The sequence below is a fragment of the Nocardiopsis aegyptia genome (assembly GCF_013410755.1).
In the GTDB taxonomy this organism is placed as follows: domain Bacteria; phylum Actinomycetota; class Actinomycetes; order Streptosporangiales; family Streptosporangiaceae; genus Nocardiopsis; species Nocardiopsis aegyptia.
Window position 1 is genome coordinate 3,427,464 of record NZ_JACCFS010000001.1, and the last position, 20,952, is coordinate 3,448,415.

General features: G+C 71.1%; 17 protein-coding genes. 9 read left to right on the forward strand and 8 right to left on the reverse strand.

Annotated features, from left to right (window positions below; all coding sequences use genetic code 11):
• Positions 1-220: 220 nt before the first annotated feature.
• A complete protein-coding gene (locus tag HNR10_RS15415) occupies positions 221-1,720 on the reverse strand; it encodes a CCA tRNA nucleotidyltransferase (RefSeq protein ID WP_179824242.1) in 1,500 nt (499 codons plus the stop codon).
• 360 nt (positions 1,721-2,080) lie between these two features.
• On the opposite strand from HNR10_RS15415, the gene HNR10_RS15420 reads away from it, so the two are divergent.
• The 6 genes from HNR10_RS15420 to HNR10_RS15445 all read left to right on the forward strand — a co-directional run bounded on the left by HNR10_RS15420 (position 2,081) and on the right by HNR10_RS15445 (position 11,997).
• Positions 2,081-4,603, forward strand: coding sequence for a DUF6049 family protein (locus HNR10_RS15420; protein ID WP_179829761.1), 2,523 nt, complete (start codon positions 2,081-2,083; stop codon positions 4,601-4,603).
• Between the two features lie 177 nt (positions 4,604-4,780).
• Complete coding sequence (murJ, locus tag HNR10_RS15425) at positions 4,781-6,631, forward strand: murein biosynthesis integral membrane protein MurJ (protein WP_179824244.1); 1,851 nt, start codon at positions 4,781-4,783, stop codon at positions 6,629-6,631.
• 173 nt (positions 6,632-6,804) lie between these two features.
• The gene (gene murJ / locus HNR10_RS15430) at positions 6,805-8,589 is read left to right on the forward strand and encodes a murein biosynthesis integral membrane protein MurJ (RefSeq protein WP_179829762.1); all 1,785 of its coding nucleotides are present in this window, start codon (positions 6,805-6,807) and stop codon (positions 8,587-8,589) included.
• Positions 8,590-8,858: 269 nt separating this feature from the next.
• Positions 8,859-10,424, forward strand: coding sequence for a protein kinase family protein (locus tag HNR10_RS15435; protein ID WP_179824246.1), 1,566 nt, complete (start codon positions 8,859-8,861; stop codon positions 10,422-10,424).
• A 41-nt stretch (positions 10,425-10,465) separates the two neighbouring features.
• Positions 10,466-11,092: an RNA polymerase sigma factor SigM gene (sigM, locus tag HNR10_RS15440; protein WP_179824249.1), complete on the forward strand. Its 627-nt coding sequence runs from the start codon at positions 10,466-10,468 to the stop codon at positions 11,090-11,092.
• Positions 11,089-11,997, forward strand: coding sequence for an anti-sigma factor family protein (locus tag HNR10_RS15445; protein WP_312889279.1), 909 nt, complete (start codon positions 11,089-11,091; stop codon positions 11,995-11,997). The genes sigM and HNR10_RS15445 overlap by 4 nt, the downstream gene beginning before the upstream one ends.
• Before the next feature lie 129 nt (positions 11,998-12,126).
• On the opposite strand, the gene HNR10_RS15450 is transcribed toward HNR10_RS15445, so the two are convergent.
• A complete protein-coding gene (locus HNR10_RS15450; RefSeq protein WP_179824251.1) occupies positions 12,127-12,807 on the reverse strand; it encodes a response regulator in 681 nt (226 codons plus the stop codon).
• Positions 12,804-13,958, reverse strand: coding sequence for a sensor histidine kinase (locus HNR10_RS15455; RefSeq protein WP_179824253.1), 1,155 nt, complete (start codon positions 13,956-13,958; stop codon positions 12,804-12,806). The genes HNR10_RS15450 and HNR10_RS15455 overlap by 4 nt, the downstream gene beginning before the upstream one ends.
• A gap of 200 nt (positions 13,959-14,158) precedes the next feature.
• Here HNR10_RS15455 and HNR10_RS15460 point away from each other — a divergent pair, with 200 nt between their 5' ends.
• The 3 genes from HNR10_RS15460 to trxA all read left to right on the forward strand — a co-directional run bounded on the left by HNR10_RS15460 (position 14,159) and on the right by trxA (position 16,119).
• Entirely contained in the window at positions 14,159-14,614 is a 456-nt protein-coding gene (locus HNR10_RS15460) for a hypothetical protein (protein WP_179824255.1), read from the forward strand.
• A gap of 150 nt (positions 14,615-14,764) precedes the next feature.
• Complete coding sequence (gene trxB, locus HNR10_RS15465) at positions 14,765-15,697, forward strand: thioredoxin-disulfide reductase (protein WP_179824257.1); 933 nt, start codon at positions 14,765-14,767, stop codon at positions 15,695-15,697.
• 98 nt (positions 15,698-15,795) lie between these two features.
• On the forward strand, positions 15,796-16,119 hold the full coding sequence (gene trxA, locus HNR10_RS15470; RefSeq protein WP_179824259.1) for a thioredoxin: 324 nt from the start codon (positions 15,796-15,798) through the stop codon (positions 16,117-16,119).
• A 261-nt stretch (positions 16,120-16,380) separates the two neighbouring features.
• Here trxA and HNR10_RS15475 read toward each other — a convergent pair whose 3' ends face one another.
• The 5 genes from HNR10_RS15475 to yidC form a co-directional block, all read right to left on the reverse strand.
• Positions 16,381-17,325, reverse strand: a complete 945-nt coding sequence (locus HNR10_RS15475) for a ParB/RepB/Spo0J family partition protein (RefSeq protein WP_179824261.1) — start codon at positions 17,323-17,325, stop codon at positions 16,381-16,383.
• A gap of 56 nt (positions 17,326-17,381) precedes the next feature.
• Complete coding sequence (locus tag HNR10_RS15480) at positions 17,382-18,206, reverse strand: ParA family protein (RefSeq protein WP_179824262.1); 825 nt, start codon at positions 18,204-18,206, stop codon at positions 17,382-17,384.
• A 128-nt stretch (positions 18,207-18,334) separates the two neighbouring features.
• Entirely contained in the window at positions 18,335-19,036 is a 702-nt protein-coding gene (gene rsmG / locus HNR10_RS15485; protein WP_179824264.1) for a 16S rRNA (guanine(527)-N(7))-methyltransferase RsmG, read from the reverse strand.
• 355 nt (positions 19,037-19,391) lie between these two features.
• Positions 19,392-19,880 carry a Jag family protein gene (locus HNR10_RS15490; RefSeq protein ID WP_179824266.1) on the reverse strand — a complete coding sequence of 163 codons (489 nt, stop codon included), beginning with the start codon at positions 19,878-19,880 and terminating at the stop codon, positions 19,392-19,394.
• Between the two features lie 123 nt (positions 19,881-20,003).
• Positions 20,004-20,942 (reverse strand): membrane protein insertase YidC, encoded by a 939-nt coding sequence (yidC, locus tag HNR10_RS15495; protein WP_179824268.1) that lies wholly within the window; start codon positions 20,940-20,942, stop codon positions 20,004-20,006.
• Positions 20,943-20,952: the final 10 nt, after the last annotated feature.

Consider the following 20,952-nt stretch of genomic DNA (forward strand, 5'->3'; position numbering starts at 1 on the left):
GTTCAGTGTTGGGGGCTACAGGGGGGGTTGAAGCCTCTATAGGTGTGGGGTCCATAGGGGGTTGGCTCGGGGCGCGCCAGTGTTCTGCAGGAGGAGACGGGGCCGCAGCGAGCTTGCGAGCAAGGCAAGTCGACGACGAAGAACACTGGCTACTCGGCGCCCCGAGCACGGGCCGAAGCGAGGAACGAGCGGAGGCCCCAAAGAAAACACAGCACCACCCTCACAAATGCTCGGCGGCCCACGTCCTCAGGGCGGCGGCCGCGTCGTCCTTGCTCATCGGCCCGTTCTCCAGGCGCAGCTCCAGGAGGTAGCGGTAGGCCCGGCCGATGACCGGTCCCGGCTTGACGTCGAGGATCTGCTGGATCTCGTTGCCGTCCAGGTCCGGGCGGATCCGGTCGAGTTCCTCCTGCTCGGCGAGCTTCTCGATGCGCCGCTCGATGTCGTCGTAGGCGCGCGCCAGGGCCGCCGCCTTGCGCCGGTTGCGTGTGGTGCAGTCGGCGCGGGTGAGGATGTGCAGCCGCTCCAGCTGTGACCCGGCGTCGCGCGCGTACCGGCGCACCGCGGAGTCGGTCCACTCGCCCTTGCCGTAGCCGTGGAAGCGCAGGTGCAGGGCGACCAGGGTGCTGACGTCGGTGATGACGTCCTTGGGGAAGCGCAGGGCGCTGAGCCGCTTGCGGCTCATCGAGGCGCCCACCACCTCGTGGTGGTGGAAGGTCACCCGGCCCGGACCCTCGAACGCCCTGGTCTTGGGCTTGCCGACGTCGTGCAGCAGTGCCGCCAGGCGCAGGACCAGATCCGGTTCGTGCCCGCGAGCGCGCTCCAGTTCGATCGCCTGGTCCAGGACGATGAGCGAGTGCTCGTAGACGTCCTTGTGCCGGTGGTGCTCGTCGATCTCCAGGCGCAGCTTGGGGATCTCCGGCAGGACGTAGGGAGCGATCCCCAGCTCCACCATGAGCTCGATGCCGCGGCGCGGGTCCGGGCTGAGCAGGAGCTTGACCAGCTCGTCGCGGACGCGCTCGGCGGAGACGATGGACAGCCGGTCGGCCATGTCACGGGCGGCCTCGGCCACCTCCGGCGCCAGCTCGAAGCCGAGCTGGGCGGCGAAGCGGACCGCCCGCATGATGCGCAGGGGGTCGTCGCTGAAGGAGTCCTCCGGCCGGCCGGGCGTGCGCAGGACGCCCTCGGCCAGGTCGGCGAGTCCGCCGAAGGGGTCGACGAACTCCTGGCTGGGCATGCGCACGGCCATCGCGTTCACCGTGAAGTCGCGGCGCAGCAGGTCGTCGTGGATGTTGTCGCCGTAGTGGACGTCCGGCTTGCGCGACTTCGGGGAGTAGGACTCGCTGCGGTAGGTGGTGACCTCCACCTGCAGCCCCTTCTTGCGCAGCCCGACCGTGCCGAACTCGATGCCGACCGTCCACACCGAGTCGGCCCAGCCGTCGACCAGTTCGAGGATGCGCTGGGGGACGGCGTCCGTGGTGAGGTCCACATCGTTGGAGGCTCTTCCGAGGAGCGCGTCGCGCACGGGCCCGCCGACGACGGCGAGCTGCTGGTCGTGTGCGGCGAAGCGTTCGCCGAGTTCGTCGGAGACGGGGCGCACGGCGTCGAGCAGGGCGGTGATCGCCGCTCTCTGCTCACCCGTCAGTGTCCCCGCGGGGCGCGTCGCCCCCGATTCCTCCTGCTTGGCGGTGTCGGTCTCACTCGAAAACTCTGTGTTCGGCACACCACGCAGATTAGGCGATGACGCGCGAAGACCCCGCCTTCTCCCGTCGACTCGTCCGCCGGACCGCGTCGGCACTGGTGGCAGGACGGTGTTCGGTGAGAGGGTGGGTCACCCCCACGGCACCGCGCACGCCGGGCCGCACCCGCGTCCGGGTACCGGGGACACGGTATCTTCGGGGGCAGTGGTAGGACGCCTCCGTCTCCTCGCGTCCACCCGGCCCGCGTCCGCCGAGCGCGCCGTGCGGGTGCTCCGACCGTCTCCGCCCCACGTGCCCACGCCCGGCGGGACGGCTACCTGGACCCGAATCAGGAAACCGGTCAAGCGTTGCGTCGAATTGTCTCCGCCGCCGCGGTCACGGCCATGACCGCCGCGCTGTTCCCGATCCCGGCCGCGCACTCCTCCGCCGGGGCCGCACCCCAGGCCGAGGACACCGCCGAGCCGCTCGTCGTCGACCGCATCACGCCCGAAGCGGTCGACGACGACAGCACCCTGCGCGTGGTCGGCCGGGTGACCAACACCACCGACGCCGAGCTCGACGACGTCACCGTGCGCCTGCGCTACTCGCGCCACCCCTTCACCGGCCGCGACGAGCTGGACGAGTTCGCCTCGGGGTCGGGCTGGCAGCCGAACGCGGAGGGCCCCGAGGAGGACGGTGTCGGCACCCTGGAACCGGCGGCGGAGGGCGACTACTCGCTCAGCACCCCGATCGAGGAGCTCGGACTGTCGGGCTACGGCGTCTACCCGCTGGTCGTCGAGGCCGTCGACGGCGACGGCGAGGTCGTGGGCGCGCAGTACACCTTCCTCCCCTACACGGGCGACGACGACGTCCCCTCGGTCGACATCGCCTGGGTGTGGCCGCTCGTCGCGGACCCCCAGCGCGCGGACGACGACACCTTCCTGAGCGAGCGCATCCCGGAGGAGGTCGCCGCCGACGGCCGCCTGAGCCGCCTGCTGGCCGCCGGGGCGCAGACCACCCTGTCCTTCGACGCCGGCGAGGACGACCTGATCGAACTCCTCGGCCTGGAGGAGGGCCAGGAGGAGACCCCCGTTCCCGACGAGCCCACCGCCGAGGAGACGGCGGAGGGCCTGCCCTCCGAGGAGCCGACCGACGAGGAGAGCGGTCAGGACGGGACCGAGGAGCCCGCGGACGGTGAGGAGGGCGACCAGGCGGAGGCCGGGGACGAGGACGCCGCGGACGAGCCCGAGGAGCCGACCCGGACCGAGGGTGTCCCCGTCACCTGGGCCGTCGACCCCGGCACGCTGGACGACATCGTGCGGCTGGCCTCCGAGGAGTACTCGGTCGTGCAGGACCTGGAGGAGGTCACGGTCGGCTCCGACCCGGCCGTCGAGCGGTTCGAGGCCGACCAGTCCGCCCAGGTGTGGCTGCGCGAGGCCCGCAAGGTCCTGCTCCTGGACACCGTCGTGGCCACCCCCTACGCCTCCGCCGACCTGGCCGCGCTGGTCCACAACGGCATGGGCGCCGACGCCGAGGCCGCCGTCCGCGTGGGTCAGGAGGCCGTCCTGCGCGCGCTGGCGACGGAGGCCGACGGCACGTACGCCGCCCCGCCCGGCGGAGTGATGGACGAGGCCGTCTACGAACTCCTGGCCGAGAACGGTGCCGAGCGCTTCGTGCTCCGCGAGCCGACCCTGCCCACGGCCGACTGGCTCTCCACCACCCCGACCGCCCAGGCCCCGTTGCCGTCCCTGGAGGGCGACGGTGAGGACGTGGAGCGGGTCGGCCTGGTCGCCGACGACGGCCTCACCGACGTGTTGTCGGCGCCGACCGGCGAGCCCGGCGAGACCGCGCTCGCGCTGCAGCGCTTCGCCGCCGAGACCGCGATGATCGCCGGCGAGAACGCGGGCGACGACCGGGTGGTCGTCGCCTCTCCCGAACCACTCTGGGATCCGGATCCCGCGTTCGCGTCGGGTGTGCTGCAGGCGTCCGAGGAGCTTCCGTGGCTGTCCCCCGAGCGGCTGGACGACGTCGAACTGGCGGACGAGTCCGAGCGCGAGGACACCCGCCGCGACCTCACCTACCCCGACGCCGACGAGGAGCTGAGCTCCACCTACCTGGGCCAGATCGAGGACGTCAACCAGGACGTGCGGCTGTTCAACAGCGTCCTGGTCGGGGGCTCCGATCCGTTCCGCCCCGCGGTCCTGAGGCTGGAGTCGATGTACTGGCGGGACCGCGAGGCCCCGGCCGGGGTGGCCCGCTCCCTCGTCCTGAGCACCCTGCAGGAGCACCGCGAGGACGTGCGCATCATCCCCGGCGAGCCGGTCACCCTGGCCTCCCGCACCGGCACCACCGGGATCCTGGTCGCCAACGACCTGGAGGACGAGGCGGTCTACGTCCACCTCTCGGTGTTCTCCGCCAACTCCGAACGCCTGGCCATCGGCGAGTACACCCAGCGCTTCGAGATCGCGCCGGGGACCAAGACCACCGTCTACGTCCCGCTGTCGGCCCGGATCAACGGCCGCACGGAGCTGTATGTGAGCCTGCAGAACACCGCGGGCGAGCCGATCAGCTCCCAGGACACGCTGATCCCGGTGAACGCGACCGGTCTGGGCACGCAGGCCCTGATGATCAGCGGTATCGGCCTGCTCATCCTCGTCGTGGCCCTGGCGCCCCGGGCGCTGCGCAAGTGGGCCCGCCGCCAGGCCGCCCGCTCCGCGGAGGGCGAGGACGCCGGAACGGCGGCCGGCGCCGAGGCGGCGGGGACGGACTCCGGCGACGCGACCGCGGACCCGGTGGACGGGGCACCATCGGAGACAGGGGACGATGGCACCGAGCGCTCCACCGAGGTGGACGCCGCCGAGGAGTCGACGGAGCCCGACACCAGTGGGACCGAGCACTCCCGGAAGCCGGACGGGTCCGGCCGGTGAATCCCCACCGAGCGACGCGCCGACATGTCGCCTGACCGACAGGACGCCATGTCGACACGACCGCACGTCGCCATGTCGGCGTGCGGCGCGGCGCACCCACCGCCCCCGCACCGGGCCCCGCGCCGCGGGGCCCCGGCCGGACACTCCCCAGTCGGACGAAAGGAAGCCTGATCCACGGTGGTCACCGACTCCCCGAACGGCGGCGGACACCCCGCCGACCGTTCCCCCCAGTACCCGTACCGCGACGCCGAGGGGCCGCTGCCCGGCGAGAACCCGATCCGGCCGGCCGGCGGCCCGACGGCCTCCTTCGAGGAGGGCGAGCTGCCCGAGCCGGAGGAGGTCCGGCCCGGCGGGGGTTCCGGCGAGGGCCCGCCCGACGGTCCCGGTGACGGGTCGGGGTCGGGTTCCGACGGCGGCGGGATGATGCGCTCCAGCGCCGTCATGGCGGTCGGCACCATGGCCTCCCGGATCACCGGCTTCGCCCGCACGATCGTGCTCGGCGCCGCCATCGGCACCCACCTGCTCGGTGACGCCTACAACACCGCGCACACGATCCCGTTCATCCTCAACGACCTGCTCATCGGCGGCCTGATGGCGAGCGTCATCGTGCCGTTCCTGGTCAAGCGCCGCAAGCGCGACGCCGACGGCGGCAAGGCCACCGAGGACCGGCTGTTCACCACCACGCTGCTGGCGCTGCTGCTGCTCACCACGGTGGCGGTCCTGGCCGCCGAGTTCCTGATCCTGATGTACGGGTCCCGGTTCACCGACGCGCAGTTCGACGACTCGGTGTTCCTGGCGCGCTACCTCATGACCCAGATCTTCTTCGTGGGCATGAGCGGCCTGCTCAGCGCCATGCTCAACACCCGCGGGAAGTTCGGCGCGGCGGTCTGGGCCCCGGTGCTCAACAACCTGGTCATCATGGGCGTCGGCGCGATGTTCCTGTGGACGGCCGGCCCCGGCCAGGAGCCCCCGGTCGACCACTCCCACCTGACGCTGCTGGGCGCGGGCACCGCGGCCGGCATGGCCTTGCAGGCCGTCGTGCTGTTCGTCGCCCTCAGCCGGTCCGGCTACCGGTGGCGTCCCCGGCTGGACCTGCGCGGCAGCGGTCTGGGCGAGGCCCTGCGCACCGCCGGCTGGATGATGCTCTACACCCTGCTGACGCAGGCGGGCCTGTGGATCACCACCAACATCGCCAACGCCGCCAACGTGGCCGGGATCGAACAAGGGCGCGAGGTCGGAGCGGGCATCACCGCCTACAACCTCGCCTACCAGCTCTTCCAGCTGCCGTACGCGATCATCGCGGTCTCGCTCATCACCGTGCTCCTGCCCCGGATGAGCGCCCACGCCGAGGACGAGGACTGGACCTCGGTCCGCTCGGACTTCTCCCGCACCCTGCGGATCTCGGCGTTCGTCCTGGTGCCGATGGCCTTCGCGATCGCGATGTACGCGGTCCCGATCTCCGTGCTGGCCTTCGCCCGCGGGTCGATCTCGGTGGCCGACGCGGCCAACATCGGCCAGATCCTCGCGGTCATGGCCCTGGGCCTGGTCCCGTTCACGGTCTTCCAGCTCATGCTGCGGGTGTTCTTCGCCATGGGCGACACCCGCACACCGTCGCTGATCGCCATCGCCAACCTGGCCGTCCACAGCGCGCTGGCCCTGGTCGCCTACCTGTTCCTGCCCCCGGAGCAGGTCGTCGTGGGCGTGGCGGCCGGCTTCATGGTCTCCTTCCTGAGCGGCCTCGTCATCGCCGGGAACGTGCTGAGCCGGCGCCTCGGGGGGCTTGACGGCAAGCACTGCATTGGCACATTGTTGCGCCTGCACGCGGCCGTCGTTCCGAGCATCGCGGCCGGCCTCGGTGTGTCCTGGCTCTTCGACACCTTCGTCGGGCCCGGACTGGCCAGTTACATCGGCGCCCCCGCCGTCGGCTGCACAGTCGGCGCACTGCTCTTCCTCGGGTTCGCGCGCCTGCTGCGCGTGCCCGAGCTCACCGCCGCCGTGGAACTGATCCGCGGCCGACTGCGTCGATGACGCCGTACCGTCCCTTCCGGCTCCGCCCCCGCCGGGAGTTCCCCCGAAGACGACCGTTCTGAGAAAAGGACTGCCCGACGGTGTCGAGCGACCACCCCACCGAGTCGAGCCCGCCCGTGGACGACGGCACCCCCGGGTCGCGGTCCCACGAGCGGCACCGCGCACGCCTGCTGATGCCGGAGGACGTGCTCGACGACTACGAGCGCCACGATCCGGAGATCCCCGCGGAGACCGGGCTGACCACGGTCCGGGACCCGAGCGAGATCGGCGACCTGGGCACCGCCGACCGCGCCGGTCTGGAGGACGGCGACGAGATCGGCGGCAGTTCCCACACCGCCCCCGGCAACATCGCCAAGTCGAGCGCGATCATGGCGGTCGGCACGATCGCCTCGCGCGTGACGGGCTTCGTCCGGACGATCGTCCTGGCCGCGGCGATCGGCACGCAGCTGCTCGGCGACGCCTACCAGACCGCGGGCATGGTCCCGTACATGATCTACGACCTGCTCATCGGCGGGTTGTTGGCCAGCGTGTTCGTGCCGTTCATCGTCAAGCGGCGCAAGCTGGACGCCGACGGCGGCGACCGGACCGAGCAGCGCCTGGTCACGCTGATGCTGCTGGCCCTGTTCGTCATCACGCTGGTGGCGGTCGGCCTCGCGGAGTGGTTCATCCGGATCTACGCGGGCGGGTTCTCGGGCAGCCAGTTCGAGGTCTCGGTCGTCCTCGCCCGCTTCCTGGTGCTGCAGATCTTCTTCATCGGCGCCAGCGGCCTGGCGAGCGCGATGCTCAACGCGCGCAACAGGTTCGGCGCGCCGATGTGGGCGCCGGTGCTGAACAACGTCGTCATCATCGGGATCTGTTTCTGGTTCCTGGCCCTGGCCGGGCCGGGCCGGACGGTGGAGTCCATCACCAGCGGCGAGCTGATGCTCCTGGGCCTGGGCACGGCCCTGGGCCAGGTCGTCCAGGCGGCCGTGCTGGTGTGGGCCCTGGCGGCGGCGGGCTTCCGCTGGCGGCCGCGCCTGGACCTGCGCGGCTCCGGCCTGGGCGAGGCGGCCGGCGCCGCCTCGTGGATGATGCTCTACATCGTCGTCGCGCAGGTGGGCGCACTCGTCTCCACCAACGTGGCGACGCGCGCCGGGTCGATGGCGGCCGAGCTGGGCTTCGAGACGGGTTCGGGCATCGCGGCGTACAAGTTCGCGTCCATGCTCTTCCAGCTGCCGTACGCGATCATCGCGGTGTCGGTGATCACCGCCCTGCTGCCGCGGATGAGCGAGCACGTGGCCGCGGGCCGCAAGGACCAGGTGCGCCGTGACTTCTCCCACGGCTTCCGGCTGTCGTCGGTGCTGATCATCCCCATCTCGGTGGCGATGATCGTCTTCGCCGTCCCCTTCTGCGTGATGATCTACGCGCAGGGCAGTACCAGCGCCGAGGACGCCGCCGCGATCGGCCGCATCCTCATGGTCTTCTGCGTGATGCTCATCCCGTTCACGCTCTTCCAGCTGCAGATGCGCGTGTTCTACGCGCTGGGCGACACCCGGTCGCCCGCCCTGGTGTCGATCCCCTCGGAGGCCGCCCACGCGGTCACCGCGATCGGCCTGCTGTTCTGGATGGAGCCGCAGCACGTCGTGGTGTGGCTGCCCGTGCCCTACGGCCTGTACTACGTCGTGGGCTCGGTCATCATGTGGCGCATGCTCGCCAGGCGCCTCAACGGGATGGAGGGGCGCCAGACCCTCGTCACGCTCGCCAAGATCCACGTCGCGACCGTTCCTGCCGCCCTCTTCGGTGTGGTCATGATCTACGCGTTCCGCGGCCTGCCCGGTGACCTGTGGCCGGCGCTCGCGTCCATCGTGGCCGGTGGTGCCGTCGGTGGCGTACTGTTCGTGGTTACCGCAAAGTTCCTCAATGTGACGGAAGTCACATCTTTCCTCGATTTGCTCAAGTCCCGGCTGCGACGACGCTGATCACCAGTCACGGGTGACGTTGGGTAGCCGCGTACCCGTATCGACCAGAGGGTGGAAAGGTATCCCGTGTCCTCCAAACAGGCTGTTCACGCGTCCTAGCATGGACTCGCACCGCTTCACCGCCAGAGCATTGATCATCCGAGCTGCCCGAAGGGAGGCTGGGGACAGCAAGTAGGGCCGACGGCCCGCGCACCCCGCTACCGCTCCACCGATCGGTGGAGACCGCGGACGTCCGCGACGCCACGGCACCGGCGCCCGTCACTCCCATCATGAGCACCTTCCTGATCGAGCCCGGGGCTAAGCTGGCCAACCGCTACCGTCTCGACCACGTGGTGACCGACACCGGCGGGGCGACCCGCTGGAAGGCCACCGACGAGACACTGGCCCGCCCCGTCGCGGTGTGGACCTTCGCCGAGGGCTTCCCCCGGACCTCCGAGGTCGTCCGCGCCGCCCGCGCCACCAGCCGTATTCCCGACGCCCGCGTCACCCAGGTCTTCGACGCCGACGACACCGGCCCCGTCCCCTACGTCGTCGAGGAGTGGGTGATCGGCTCCTCCCTGGCCGAGCTCCTCGCCCAGGGGCCGATGGCGCCCGAGCGCGCCGCCGGCCTGGTGGCCGAGGCCGCCGAGGCCATCGCGGCCGCCCACGCCGGCGGCCTCACCCACCTGTGCCTGACCCCCGACAAGCTCATGTGGAGCAGCGGCGGAGCGGTCAAGGTGATCGGCATCGGCGTCGACGCCGCCCTCATGGGCACCGGCGCCGGCAACGCCCCCGCCATCGACGCCCAGGGCCTGGGCGCCCTGCTGTACGCGGGCCTGACCGGGCACTGGCCCGGAGGCCCGCGGTCCGGCCTGCCCGCCGCCCCCCAGGGCCCCGCCGGCACCTTCCCCCCGGCGCAGGTCCGACCGGGCCTGCCCGAACCGCTGGCCACCATCACGACCCGCGCGGCACTGCCGCAGCTGGCCGGACAGATGGTGCCCGGCCCGCCGATCACCTCGCCCGCCGACCTGTGCGCGGCGCTGGCCGAGGTCCCCCGGCTCATCCCGCTCCCGGTGGCCCCGGCCGAGTCGGCTCCGCCACCGGAGAACGGCACCTCGCGCCGCACCGGCGAGTTCGACGCGACCGGATCGGGGTCCCGCCGCTCCATGCGCGGTGCCGCCCCGGCCGCCACGCGGTCCGAGCGCCCGGAGTCCTCCCGCATGGAGCAGCGCGCCTCCCGCGAGCAGACCTCGCCCAAGCGCTTCCTCATCGGGGTGCTCGCGGTCGTGCTGCTCGTCGCCGTCGTCGCTGGCGCGTGGACCATCGGATCGAGCTTTCGTCCCCAGGACGAGAACCAGGCCGACCCCGGCTCGGACTCCGCCGACGACGGGGCCGAGCCCGAGCTCACGCCGATCGAGATCACCGGCTCCGACGGCTTCGACCCGATGGGGGACGGCTCCGAGCACGGCGACAACGCCCACCTGGCCCACGACGGGGACCCGGCCACCGACTGGAGCAGCGAGGGCTACACGGACCCGCTGGAGATGCAGAAGGCGGGCGTGGGGCTCAAGCTGGACCTCGGATCGAGCCAGGAGGTCCACGCGGTGGAGCTGACCCTGCCCGAGGCCGACCATCAGGTGCAGGTCCGCATCGGCGACAGTGACGCCGTGAGCGACGAGACCACGCTGGACGAGCACCTTCCCACCGCGTGGGAGGGGACCGTCAACGGCACGCAGACCATCCCCGTCGAGGGTGGTGCCAGTGGCCAGTACGTCGTCATCTGGTTCACGGAGCTGCCGCAGGTCGACGGCGACTGGCGTGGAACGATCTACGAGGTCGAGGTGCTCGGCGCCTAGCCGGGCAGAGCGGCCCCGAGTGGAGTATGTGATCAGCACTGATGGACGCGGTCCACGAGCTTCCTGACCGGGAACTCCTGATGAGGCACTCCCAGGGCGACGACCAGGCCTTCGCGGTCCTGGTCCGTCGGCACCGGGAGCGCCTCTGGGCTGTCTCCATCCGGATGATGGGCGATCGCGAGGAGGCCTCCGACGCCCTCCAGGACGCCTTCCTGTCTGCTTTCCGTGCCGCCGACAGGTTCCGCGGCGAGTCGCAGGTGAGCACGTGGCTGCACCGCATCGTGGTGAACGCGTGCCACGACCGCCTGCGCCGCCGGAAGGTCCGTCCGGCCACCCCGACCGAGGACGACACCCTGGACGTCCTGTCCAACGAGCGGCTCGGCCGCGCCGGTGGAGGCCCCGACCACGCCGCGCGGACCGAGACGCGCCTGGACGTCCAGGCCGCCCTGGACCTGCTCCCCCTCGAACAGCGGCTGGCCCTCACCCTGGTCGACATGCTCGGCTACCGGGTCGAGGAAGCCGCCCAGATCCTCGAAGTGGCATCGGGCACGGTCAAGAGCAGGTGTGCGCGAGGTCGCGCGAAACTTCTTCCCTCCCTGGCTCATCTAAGGAACCCTCAGCCCCCGCGAGACGTCACATCTGGGAGAGGAGGTGCCACCCCATCGTGACGTCCCACCCTGACGTGGAGGCACTCGCGTTCTTCGCCGAGGATCTGTTGGATTCCGACGAGCAGCGCACGGTCGCCGCCCATATCGATTCCTGCGCCACCTGTGCGGCGACCTTGGACGGACTCGCCGGGGTGACCCGGGTCCTGGCCGAGGCTCCGGTCCCGGAGCTTCCGGAGGACGTGGCAGACCTCATCGACCAGCGTCTCGCCGCGGCCGCCGGCGAACCCGCGGCCGCGACCGTCGGGACGGAGACCGGGGCCCGCACGGACGACGCCGGCACCGCTTCCGTTGGCGGCTCATCCGACGACGGGGCCTCCGACCTCGCCACGGTCACGCCGATCTCGCGCCGGCGGCGCGCGTTCGGCCTGCCACAGCTGCTGATCGCGGCCGCCGCGGCGGTGTTCGTGGTCGGCGGCGGCGCGGCGGTGATCACCGAGGTGCTCCAGCCCTCCACCGAGAGCGCCGGAAGCGCCTCGGCTCCCATGGAGGCCGCCGAGGACGAGGCGCCCCAGGACATGGGACAGGCCTACCGGCCGGAGGTGCTGGCCAGCGAGACGGTCTACACCGAGTCCGGCCTGGCCGACCAGGCCGGCGGGGTACTGGAGATGTCCGCCGGGGCCGACGCGGACGACGCTGACGAGGAGGGCGACCTGGAGTCGCTGTCCGACGAGGGCCCGGCCATGCGAGGTGTGGAGGAGTGCGCGGCACGGCTCGCCGAGGCCTTCGACACCCGGGTCACGCTGGTGGACGACGCCTTCTACGGGACCGGCTCCGAGCGCGCGTGGGTGCTGTACGCCCCCGCGGACGCCGACCGGGTCGACGTGTACGTCCTCGACCCGCGCTGCGTCCGGGAGGACGACGTCACGCGCAGCGTCCTGGCCGAGACGACCATCGATGCCCGCTGACCCTCCGCGTGTCGACCTGTCGGCGTATCGGCGTGTCGGCCTGTCCGGAAACCGACCTGTCGACCCTTCGTGCCGGTGGGCACGCCCGACGTGTGCCGGGGCGGGGCCTTCGGAAGGCCCCGCCCCGACTCAGTCCCGGGCCCCCGGACGGACCAGGCCGGTCTCGTAGGCGATCACCACCAGGCCGACGCGGTCGCGCGCCCCGAGCTTGGCCAGCAGGCGCCCGACGTGGGTGCGCGCGGTCGCCGGACTCAGGTGCAGGGCCGCCCCGATCTCCTGGTTGGACATGCCCCGGCCGGCCAGGGCCAGGACGTCGCGCTCGCGATCGGTGAGCACGTCCAGCCGCGCGGCGGCCTCGGGGGCGACCGAGGTGTCCGCGAGGCGTTCGATCACCCGCCGGGTGACCCCCGGCGACAGCAGCGCCTCGCCGGCCGCCACCGTGCGGACCGCCTCACGCAGCTCGCGGGGCGCCGCGTCCTTGAGGACGAAGCCCGACGCCCCCAGCCGCAGCGCGGCGAACACGTTGTCGTCCTCCCCGAACGTGGTCAGGACGACGATCCTGGTGTCGGCGTGTCGACCTGGCGACGTGTCGGCACGTCGACGCCGCTCCCGCAGGACCGCCAACCCGTCCAGCACCGGCATCTGCAGGTCCAGCAGCACCACGTCCGGGCACAGCCGGTCCATGTCGGCGAGCGCCGTGCGGCCGTCCGCGGACTCGCCCACCACCTCGATGTCGCCCTCGCGCTCCAGGAGCGACCGCACGCCCGTTCGGACCAGGGGCTGGTCGTCGACCAGCAGGACGCCGATCACCGGCCGCCTCCCGTCGGCAGGCGCGCCCGTACGGCGAACCCGCCCTCCGGCCGCGGCCCCGCCTCCACCGATCCACCCACCAGTCGCACCCGTTCCCTCATCCCCGCGAGCCCGCTTCCACTCGATCCCGCCGTCGCCGTGGCGGATCCGTCGTCGGTCACCATCACCTCCAGTTCCCCGTCCACCCGGTGGAACACCACGTCCGCCCGGCCGGCGTGCGCGTGCCGCAGCGTGTTCGTCAGTGCCTCCTGCACGATCCGGTAGGCGGTGGCGTCCACCATCCCGGACAGCTCCCCCGCCCCCGGCACCCCCTCGACGCCCACCCGCACGCCGGCCGTGCGCACGGAGTCCACGAGCTCGTCCAGGTGCGCGAGGGAGGCCACGCGCTCCTCCCCCGGGTCGGCGTCCCGCAGGGCGCGTACGGTCGCCCGCAGCTCGCTCAGACCGGCCCGTGAGGCCTGTGTGACGTGCGTGAGCTCCGTCCGTGCCGCCGCCACGTCCGCGGGCGCGTCGTCGAGCGCCTCCGCGGCGACCGCCGCGTGCAGCGCCACGACCGACAGGTGGTGCCCGACCGCGTCGTGCAGGTCGCGGGCGATCCTGGTGCGTTCGAGCGCCATCAGCTCCGCCGCCTCGGCCTCGCGCGCCTGCCCGTCCAGGAGCGCGATCCGGGCCCGCTGCCGCTCGGCCCTGGCGCGCTGCCACTGCACGTTGCCCAGGGCGATGGCCGCGCCCATGATCGCCACCGTGGAGGCCAGCTCGTACCCCAGGAGGTAGCCGGGGTCCTGCCCCTCCCCCAGCCGTCCTGCGGTGGACACCAGCACCAGGGCCGCGGCCGTCCCGACCGCCCAGTACGGGCGGCCCCGCTCGGCCGCCGAGTACAGGGCGGCCGCGGCGGGGACGGCCAGGCCGATGGTGGGCAGGTCGATGACGTAGTTCACCACGATGAGCACCGACGTGGCGAGCAGGACGGTGACCGGCCACCGGCGGCGGACCAGCATGAGCGCGCCGAGCACTCCGGCGAGCGCGTATCCGAGGGGGAGGTCGCCCCTGTCGCTGACGTCGGCGCCCACCGCGATGGCCACCACGGCGAACACGGCGAACCCGAACAGGGCGTCGACGACGACGTCCTGGCGTGCGGTCTGGCTTGGCATGCGGCGATTCTATGGAGAGGGAGGCCGCGGGGCGGGGTGCCGCGGTCCCGCGTCGCGACGCGATCGGCCGCTCCCCGGGTACGTCGAGAGTCGTACGGGCGCGGGTCCGGGGACGGACGCCGTGCAGGGCGCGGCTCCCTAACGTCGGGAGTGTCCGCCCACCGTGCGCCCGCCGCACCCCGACCACCGCGAGGTCAGCCATGCACCCGTCCCCTCCCGACCCGAACGCCTCCGGCGCCGCGGCCCAGGGGCCGTTCGCGCGCATCCCGTGGTCGCTGGTGCTGGGACTCGGCGCGCTCGCCCTGGTGCGTCCCCTGCTCGGCGTCACCGGTGCGACCGTCGCCCTCGCCCGGTCCCCCTGGCTCCCGCTGGCGGTGACCGCCGCGGTCAGCCTCGCCTGGATCGCCGCGGTCGTCGTCGCCCGCGCTCCGCGTCCCCTGCTGACGCTGGTCTACACGGGCCTGGCCTACGGGGTGTTCGCGATCGTGCTGAGCGCCGCCCTCTCCCCGCTCCTCACCGGCGTGCTCCAGGGACCGGTCACCCATCCGTTCGGGTTGGTCGCCGTGCTCGCCACCAACGCCGTCTGGGGTCTGGCGTGCGGTGTGATCGCGCTCGCGGTCCGGTCGGGGCTGGACCGCGGCGGCTCCCGGATCTGAGCGCCCGCGGCCCAGCCATACCCCGCCCCCGTACGCTGGGCGGATGTCGGAAAGGGAATGCGGTGCGCCTACCATCGGTTGTGCTAACCAGATTTCCCCCGAGGTCACACCGGGTGACCAGGACACCGACTGTGCGAAGGGCCTACGAGCGTGAGTGACGTCCGCAATGTCATCATCATCGGATCCGGGCCGGCCGGATACACCGCGGCCGTCTACGCCGCGCGTGCCGAGCTGCGCCCCCTGGTGTTCGAGGGCTCCATCACCGCCGGTGGTGCGCTCATGAACACGACCGATGTCGAGAACTTCCCCGGCTTCCCCGACGGCATCATGGGGCCGGACCTCATGGACAACCTGCGCAAGCAGGCCGAGCGCTTCGGCGCCGAACTCGTCCCCGAGGACGTCACCGACGTCGACCTCACCAAGCCGGTGAAGGAGGTCACCGCCGGCGGCGAGACCTTCCTCGCGCACACGGTCATCCTGGCCACCGGCTCCGGCTACCGCGAGCTCGGCGTCCCGGGCGAGAAGGAGCTGTCCGGCCGCGGCACCTCATGGTGCGCCACGTGCGACGGCTTCTTCTTCCGCGACCAGGACATCGCGGTCGCGGGCGGCGGCGACACCGCCATGGAGGAGGCCCTCTTCCTCACGCGGTTCGCCAAGTCGGTCACGGTCATCCACCGCCGGGACGAGCTGCGCGCCAGCCGCATCATGGCCGAGCGCGCGCTGGCCAACGACAAGATCTCGTTCCTGTGGGACACCGAGGTGAAGGAGGTGCTCGGGACCGAGCGCGTGACCGGCCTCAAGGTGTTCAACAACAAGACCGAGGAGACGAGCACGCTGGACGTCACCGGGCTGTTCGTGGCGATCGGCCACGACCCGCGGGTCGAGCTGTTCAACAAGCAGATCGAGCTGGACGACGAGGGCTACGTCCGCGTCGACGCCCCCTCGACGCGCACCAACCGCGCGGGCGTGTTCGCGGCGGGCGACGTCGTGGACCACCAGTACCGCCAGGCGATCACCGCCGCCGGCACCGGCTGCTCCGCCGCGCTGGACGCCGAGCGCTACCTCGCCGACATGGGCAACTAGCCCGCCCGCGCGCTCCCGTACCGCACCGCGGTCGAGCGCGCACAGGACACACCCCGAGCTTTCCCCGACGCAACGGTCTCGCCGAACCAAGGAGAACAATGTCCACCGTCAAGCACGTCACCGACGACACCTTCAAGGCTGACGTCCTGGCCAGCGACAAGCCGGTCCTCGTCGACTTCTGGGCCGACTGGTGCGGCCCCTGCAAGCAGATGGCCCCGGTCCTGGACAAGCTGGCGGAGGAGTACGGCGACAAGATCGAGATCGTCAAGCTGAACACGGACGAGAACCCGAACACCCCGCGCGACTACAACGTCATGTCCCTGCCGACGATGAACGTCTACAAGGACGGCGAGGTCGTCAAGCAGATCATCGGCGCCAAGCCGAAGCGGGTCCTGGAGAAGGACCTGGCCGAGTTCCTGTAACGAGGACCGCCAGAGCACGCGAAAGGCCCCCAGGTGCATGCCTGGGGGCCTTTCGCGTGCTCCGCCTCCACCGGGTCGGGCCGACCTCCCCCGACCCGGTGGTGGCCGCCACAGGGGCGATGTTTCACGTGAAACATCGCCCCTGCCCGCTGCCTCTGCCCGGCGGTCCGCCCGCCGGTCCGCTGTCCGTCGTGCGCGGTACGTGCGCCGCCCGCCGGTCGTCCGTCGACCCGTCGACAGGTGGACGTGTCGACAAGGCGCTCAACCGATCTGGGCGATGATCCGTTCGAGGTCCTCGGGCGTCGCGAACTCCACGACGATCTTGCCCTTCTTCTTGCCCATGTCCACCTTCACTGTGGTGTCCAGGCGATCGGCGAAGCGGGTCGCCCACTCCTCGATCTGCGGCGGGTTGGGCGCCTTCGCCGCCTTGGCCGCCCGGGGCTGCCGCTCGGTCTCCGGCTCCTCCCGCAGGGAGATGACCTCCTCCAGGGAGCGCACGGACAGGCCCTCCTGCACCACGCGGGCCGCGAGGCGGTCCTGGAGTTCGGGGTCCTCGACCCGCAGCAGCGCCCGCGCGTGCCCCGCGCTCAGCACCTTCGCCGCCACCCGCGACTGCACCTTCGGCGGCAGGTTGAGCAGGCGCAGGGTGTTGGTGATGTGCGGCCGCGACCGGCCGACCCGCTGCGCCAGGACGTCGTGGGTCGCCCCGAAGTCGTCCAGCAGCTGCTGGTAGGCCGCCGCCTCCTCCAAGGGGTTGAGCTCCTGGCGGTGCAGGTTCTCCAGGAGGGCGTCCAGGAGGAGGGCGTCGTCGCTCGTGCTGCGGACGATCGCCGGGATCCGCTCCAGGCCGGCGTCCTTGCTGGCGCGCCAGCGCCGCTCCCCCATGATGAGCTCGTACCGCGGCTCGTCGCCGTCCTCGATCTTGCGGACGACGACGGGCTGGAGCAGCCCGACCTCCCGGATGGAGTCGCGCAGCTCCTCCAGCGCCTGGTCGTCGAAGTGGTGACGGGGCTGGCGGGGGTTGCGCGTGATCGCGCCGACCGCCACCTCCTCCAGGTACGTGCCGTCCGACAGGCCGACGGGCACGGCCTCCTCGACCACCTCTGGTGCGGAGGGCGTGTCACTCTCCTGCACCGCGGAAGTTGTCGGCCCTTGGGGGATGATGGCCCCCAGCCCCCTGCCCAGTCCGCGCCGCTGTTGGCTCACCGGCAACTCCTTCCACACTTCTCGCAAGAACTCCGTCCGGGGTCACCGGACCTGCTTCAGCCGACGACCGTGTCCGCCCGGTGCGCGATCTCCCGCGCGGCCTCCAGATAGGCGACCGCCCCCGTGGAGGTCGGGGAGTAGGTCATCACCGACTCGTCGTAGCTCGGCGCCTCGGACACACGGATACTGCGCGGCACCAGGGTCTCCAGGACGAGGTCCCCGAAGTTGGAGCGCACCTCGTCGACCACCTGCTGCGACAGGTTGGTGCGGCCGTCGTACATCGTCAGCAGGATGGTACTGACCGCCAGCCCCGGGTTCAGGTGGGCCTGGACGAGCTTCACGTTGTTCAGCAGCTGCCCCAGGCCCTCCAGCGCGTAGTACTCGCACTGGATCGGGATCATGACCTCGTCGCACGCCACCATCGCGTTGACCGTGAGCAGGCCGAGCGAGGGAGGGCAGTCGATGAGGATGTAGTCGAGCTCGGAGGTGTCGTAGGCGGCCAGGGCGCGCTTGAGACGGGACTCGCGCGCGACGAGCGAGACCAGCTCGATCTCGGCGCCCGAGAGGTGGATGTTGGCCGGAACGCACCACAGGTTCTCGATGTTCGGAACCGGCTTGGCGAGGTTGCGGATCTCCTCGTCCTCGACCAGGCAGTGGTAGATCGAGCTGATGTCGGGGTTGCGCTCCATGCCCAGGGCCGTGGAGGCGTTCCCCTGGGGGTCGAGGTCGATGACGAGGACGCGCTGCCCGTTCATCGCCAGGGCGGCCGCGATGTTGACGGTCGTCGTGGTCTTGCCGACGCCGCCCTTCTGGTTCGAGACGCTGATGACCCGGCAGGACTTGGGTCGGGGCCAGGAGGCCCCGGAGCCGCGCCCGGGCATCGCGGCCTGGGCCGCGTGAGCGAGTGGAGTGTCGGGGACGCCGCCTGTTTCACGTGAAACATCGAGCAGGTCGCCATAGGAGGATGTTTCACGTGAAACATCGGCTGGATTCTGGGACACGAATGAGTTCACCTCTTCCGTCCGCGCTTCTTCTTTCCGCCCCGCGGCGGCGGACCACCCTCGGATGTCACCGTGACGCGAACGACCGTGGTAGCGGGTTCGACCCTACCGTGGCCGACCCGAATGACATCGCAGACGCAAGGGCGCAGTTTCGACACGTCTTTCTCGGCGGCCGCGAGTTCGGCCTCGGCCTGTTCGCCCTTGAGCGCGAGGAGGCTGCCGCCCTTGCGCAGGAGCGGGAGCGCCCACCCCGCGAGCCGGGGCAGCGGGGCGACCGCGCGGGCGGTCACGAAGTCCGCGAGCAGGTCGCCGCGAACCTCCTCGGCCCTCCCCCGGCGCACCTCCACGTTCGGCAGCTCCAACAGTTCGACGGCCTCGTTGAGGAAGACCGTCCGTCGCAGGAGGGGCTCCAGGAGCACCATCCGGATGTCGGGGCGCAGGAGTCCGAGCACCAGCCCGGGCAGACCGGCTCCGGAACCGACGTCGACCACGTGCGCGCCCTCGGGGATCAACTCCTCCACCACGGCGCAGTTGATGAGGTGCCGCTCCCACAGCCGTGGGACCTCGCGCGGGCCGATGAGGCCGCGCCGCACACCGTCGTCCGCGAGGAGTTCGGCGAAGCGCCGCGCCTTCGGCAAGGAGTCCCCGAACACCGTCTCCGCCTGATCGGTCGGAGCGGTCGGAGCGGTCTCCTCAGACCCCGAGGACATCAGTCACCACCTGTCGGAACTCGTCCATCGTCGTTTCTTCGATCGCCAGAGCACGATACGCGCCCCCATGATCCTATGCGCGGGCGCCACCAACGTTTCACGTGAAACATCGGCGAACACCGCCGCCGTGCCCACGGGTCACGAACTCGCCCGATCTCCCCACCGGCCCCGGTGGACATGTCGATACGCCCTGACGCCATGTCGACCTCGCGGGACGCCTTGTCGACTTGCGGAGGCGCCATGGCGGCCTTCCCGGCGGGGAGAGTCGCACACAGGGACCCGGACACAGCGGGAGGGGGTGGCGATGTTTCACGTGAAACATCGCCACCCCCTCCGGGAGTGCGTTCTGACGCGCCTAGTCGGCGGGGTGCACGACCACGTAGCGGTTGGGCTCCTCGCCCTCGGACTCGCTCCGCAGACCGGCGGCCGCGACCGCGTCGTGGACGACCTTGCGCTCGAACGGAGTCATGGGCTCCAGCGGCTCGATCTCGCCGGTCTCCTTGACCTTCGCCGCGGCCTCGGCACCGATCTTGAAGAGCACCTTGCGGCGCCCCTCGCGGTACCCGCCGATGTCGAGCATCAGCCGGCTGCGCTCACCGGTCGCCCGGTGGACGGCCAGCCGGGTCAGCTCCTGGAGCGCCTCCAGGACCTCACCGTTCTCGCCGATGAGCTCGTCCAGCGTGGCGCCCACGACCGACACGAGCGCGCGGTCGCCCTCCACGTCCATGTCGATGTCGCCGTCGAAGTCCGCGATGTCGAGGAGCCCCTCGATGTAGTCCGCGGCGATGTCGCCCTCGTTCTCCAGGGCCTCGACGTCGAACTCGGCCTCAGGCGCGTCAGCCACCGCTACTCCACCGCTTTCTTCCCGTCCCACAGCGAATCTCCTCTGTCCACTCACGCCCTGGCCGTCGCACGCCTCAGGGGCCTTGTCGCCTGCGCACTCGGCAGCCCCGAGCGGGCGCCGATCCTAGTTGGACCCGCTCCCGCCGCGCTTGGAGCGCGACTGCTTCTTGGGCTGCTTACGCTCGATCTTAGGCTGTTCCTTCGGCTCGGGCGTGGATTCGGCGCCCTTCTTTCGACCGAGCATGCCCTTGGCCGAACCGTTGGACTGGCTCTTGGCGTCCGCCGTGTCCTCGCCCGGGACCGGCTGGTTCCGGTAGAGGAAGTGCTGCTGCACCATGGTCCACACGTTGGAGGTGACCCAGTAGAGGAGCACACCGACGGGCATCGCCAGACCGAACAGACCGAAGGCCGGCGCCAGGTACATCATGATCTTCTGCGTCTGCATCATGGGGTTGTCGGGCATCTGCGCCGTGCTGCGCTTGATGCTCTGCCGCATGGTGAGGAACGTCGTGAATCCCATGATCACGCAGGCGAACGCGATGAGGATCTTCGCCATGATCGGGTCGGTGGACCCCAGGGCGAGCAGCTCCTCGTTGGAGCTGTTGAACTGGGCCGCGATCGGCGCCTGGAAGATCAGGGCCTGACGGGCACTGTCGGCGAGCTGCTGGTCGAAGCCGTACTGGGCGTTGCCCTCGGCGACGCTGCGCAGCACGCTGAACAGCGCGAAGAAGACCGGCATCTGCAGGAGGAGCGGGAGGCAACCCATGATGGGGTTGGTGCCGCTCTCCTGGTAGATCTTCATGGACTCCTGCTGCAAGCGCTGCTTGTCGTGCTTGTAGCGCTCCCGAAGCTTCATGATCTTCGGTTGGATGTCCTGCATCTTCCGCTGCGTGTTCATCTGCTTGACGAACAGCGGAACCATGAGGAGCCGCATCAGTACGGTGAGCAGCACGATGGACAGGCCCCAGGCCCACCCGCTGTCAGGGTCCAGGCCGGTGAGGGACAGACCCGTGTGGATCCAGGCCAACACGTGGCCGACGATGTTGTAAAGCCAGTCGAGCACCGGCCAACTC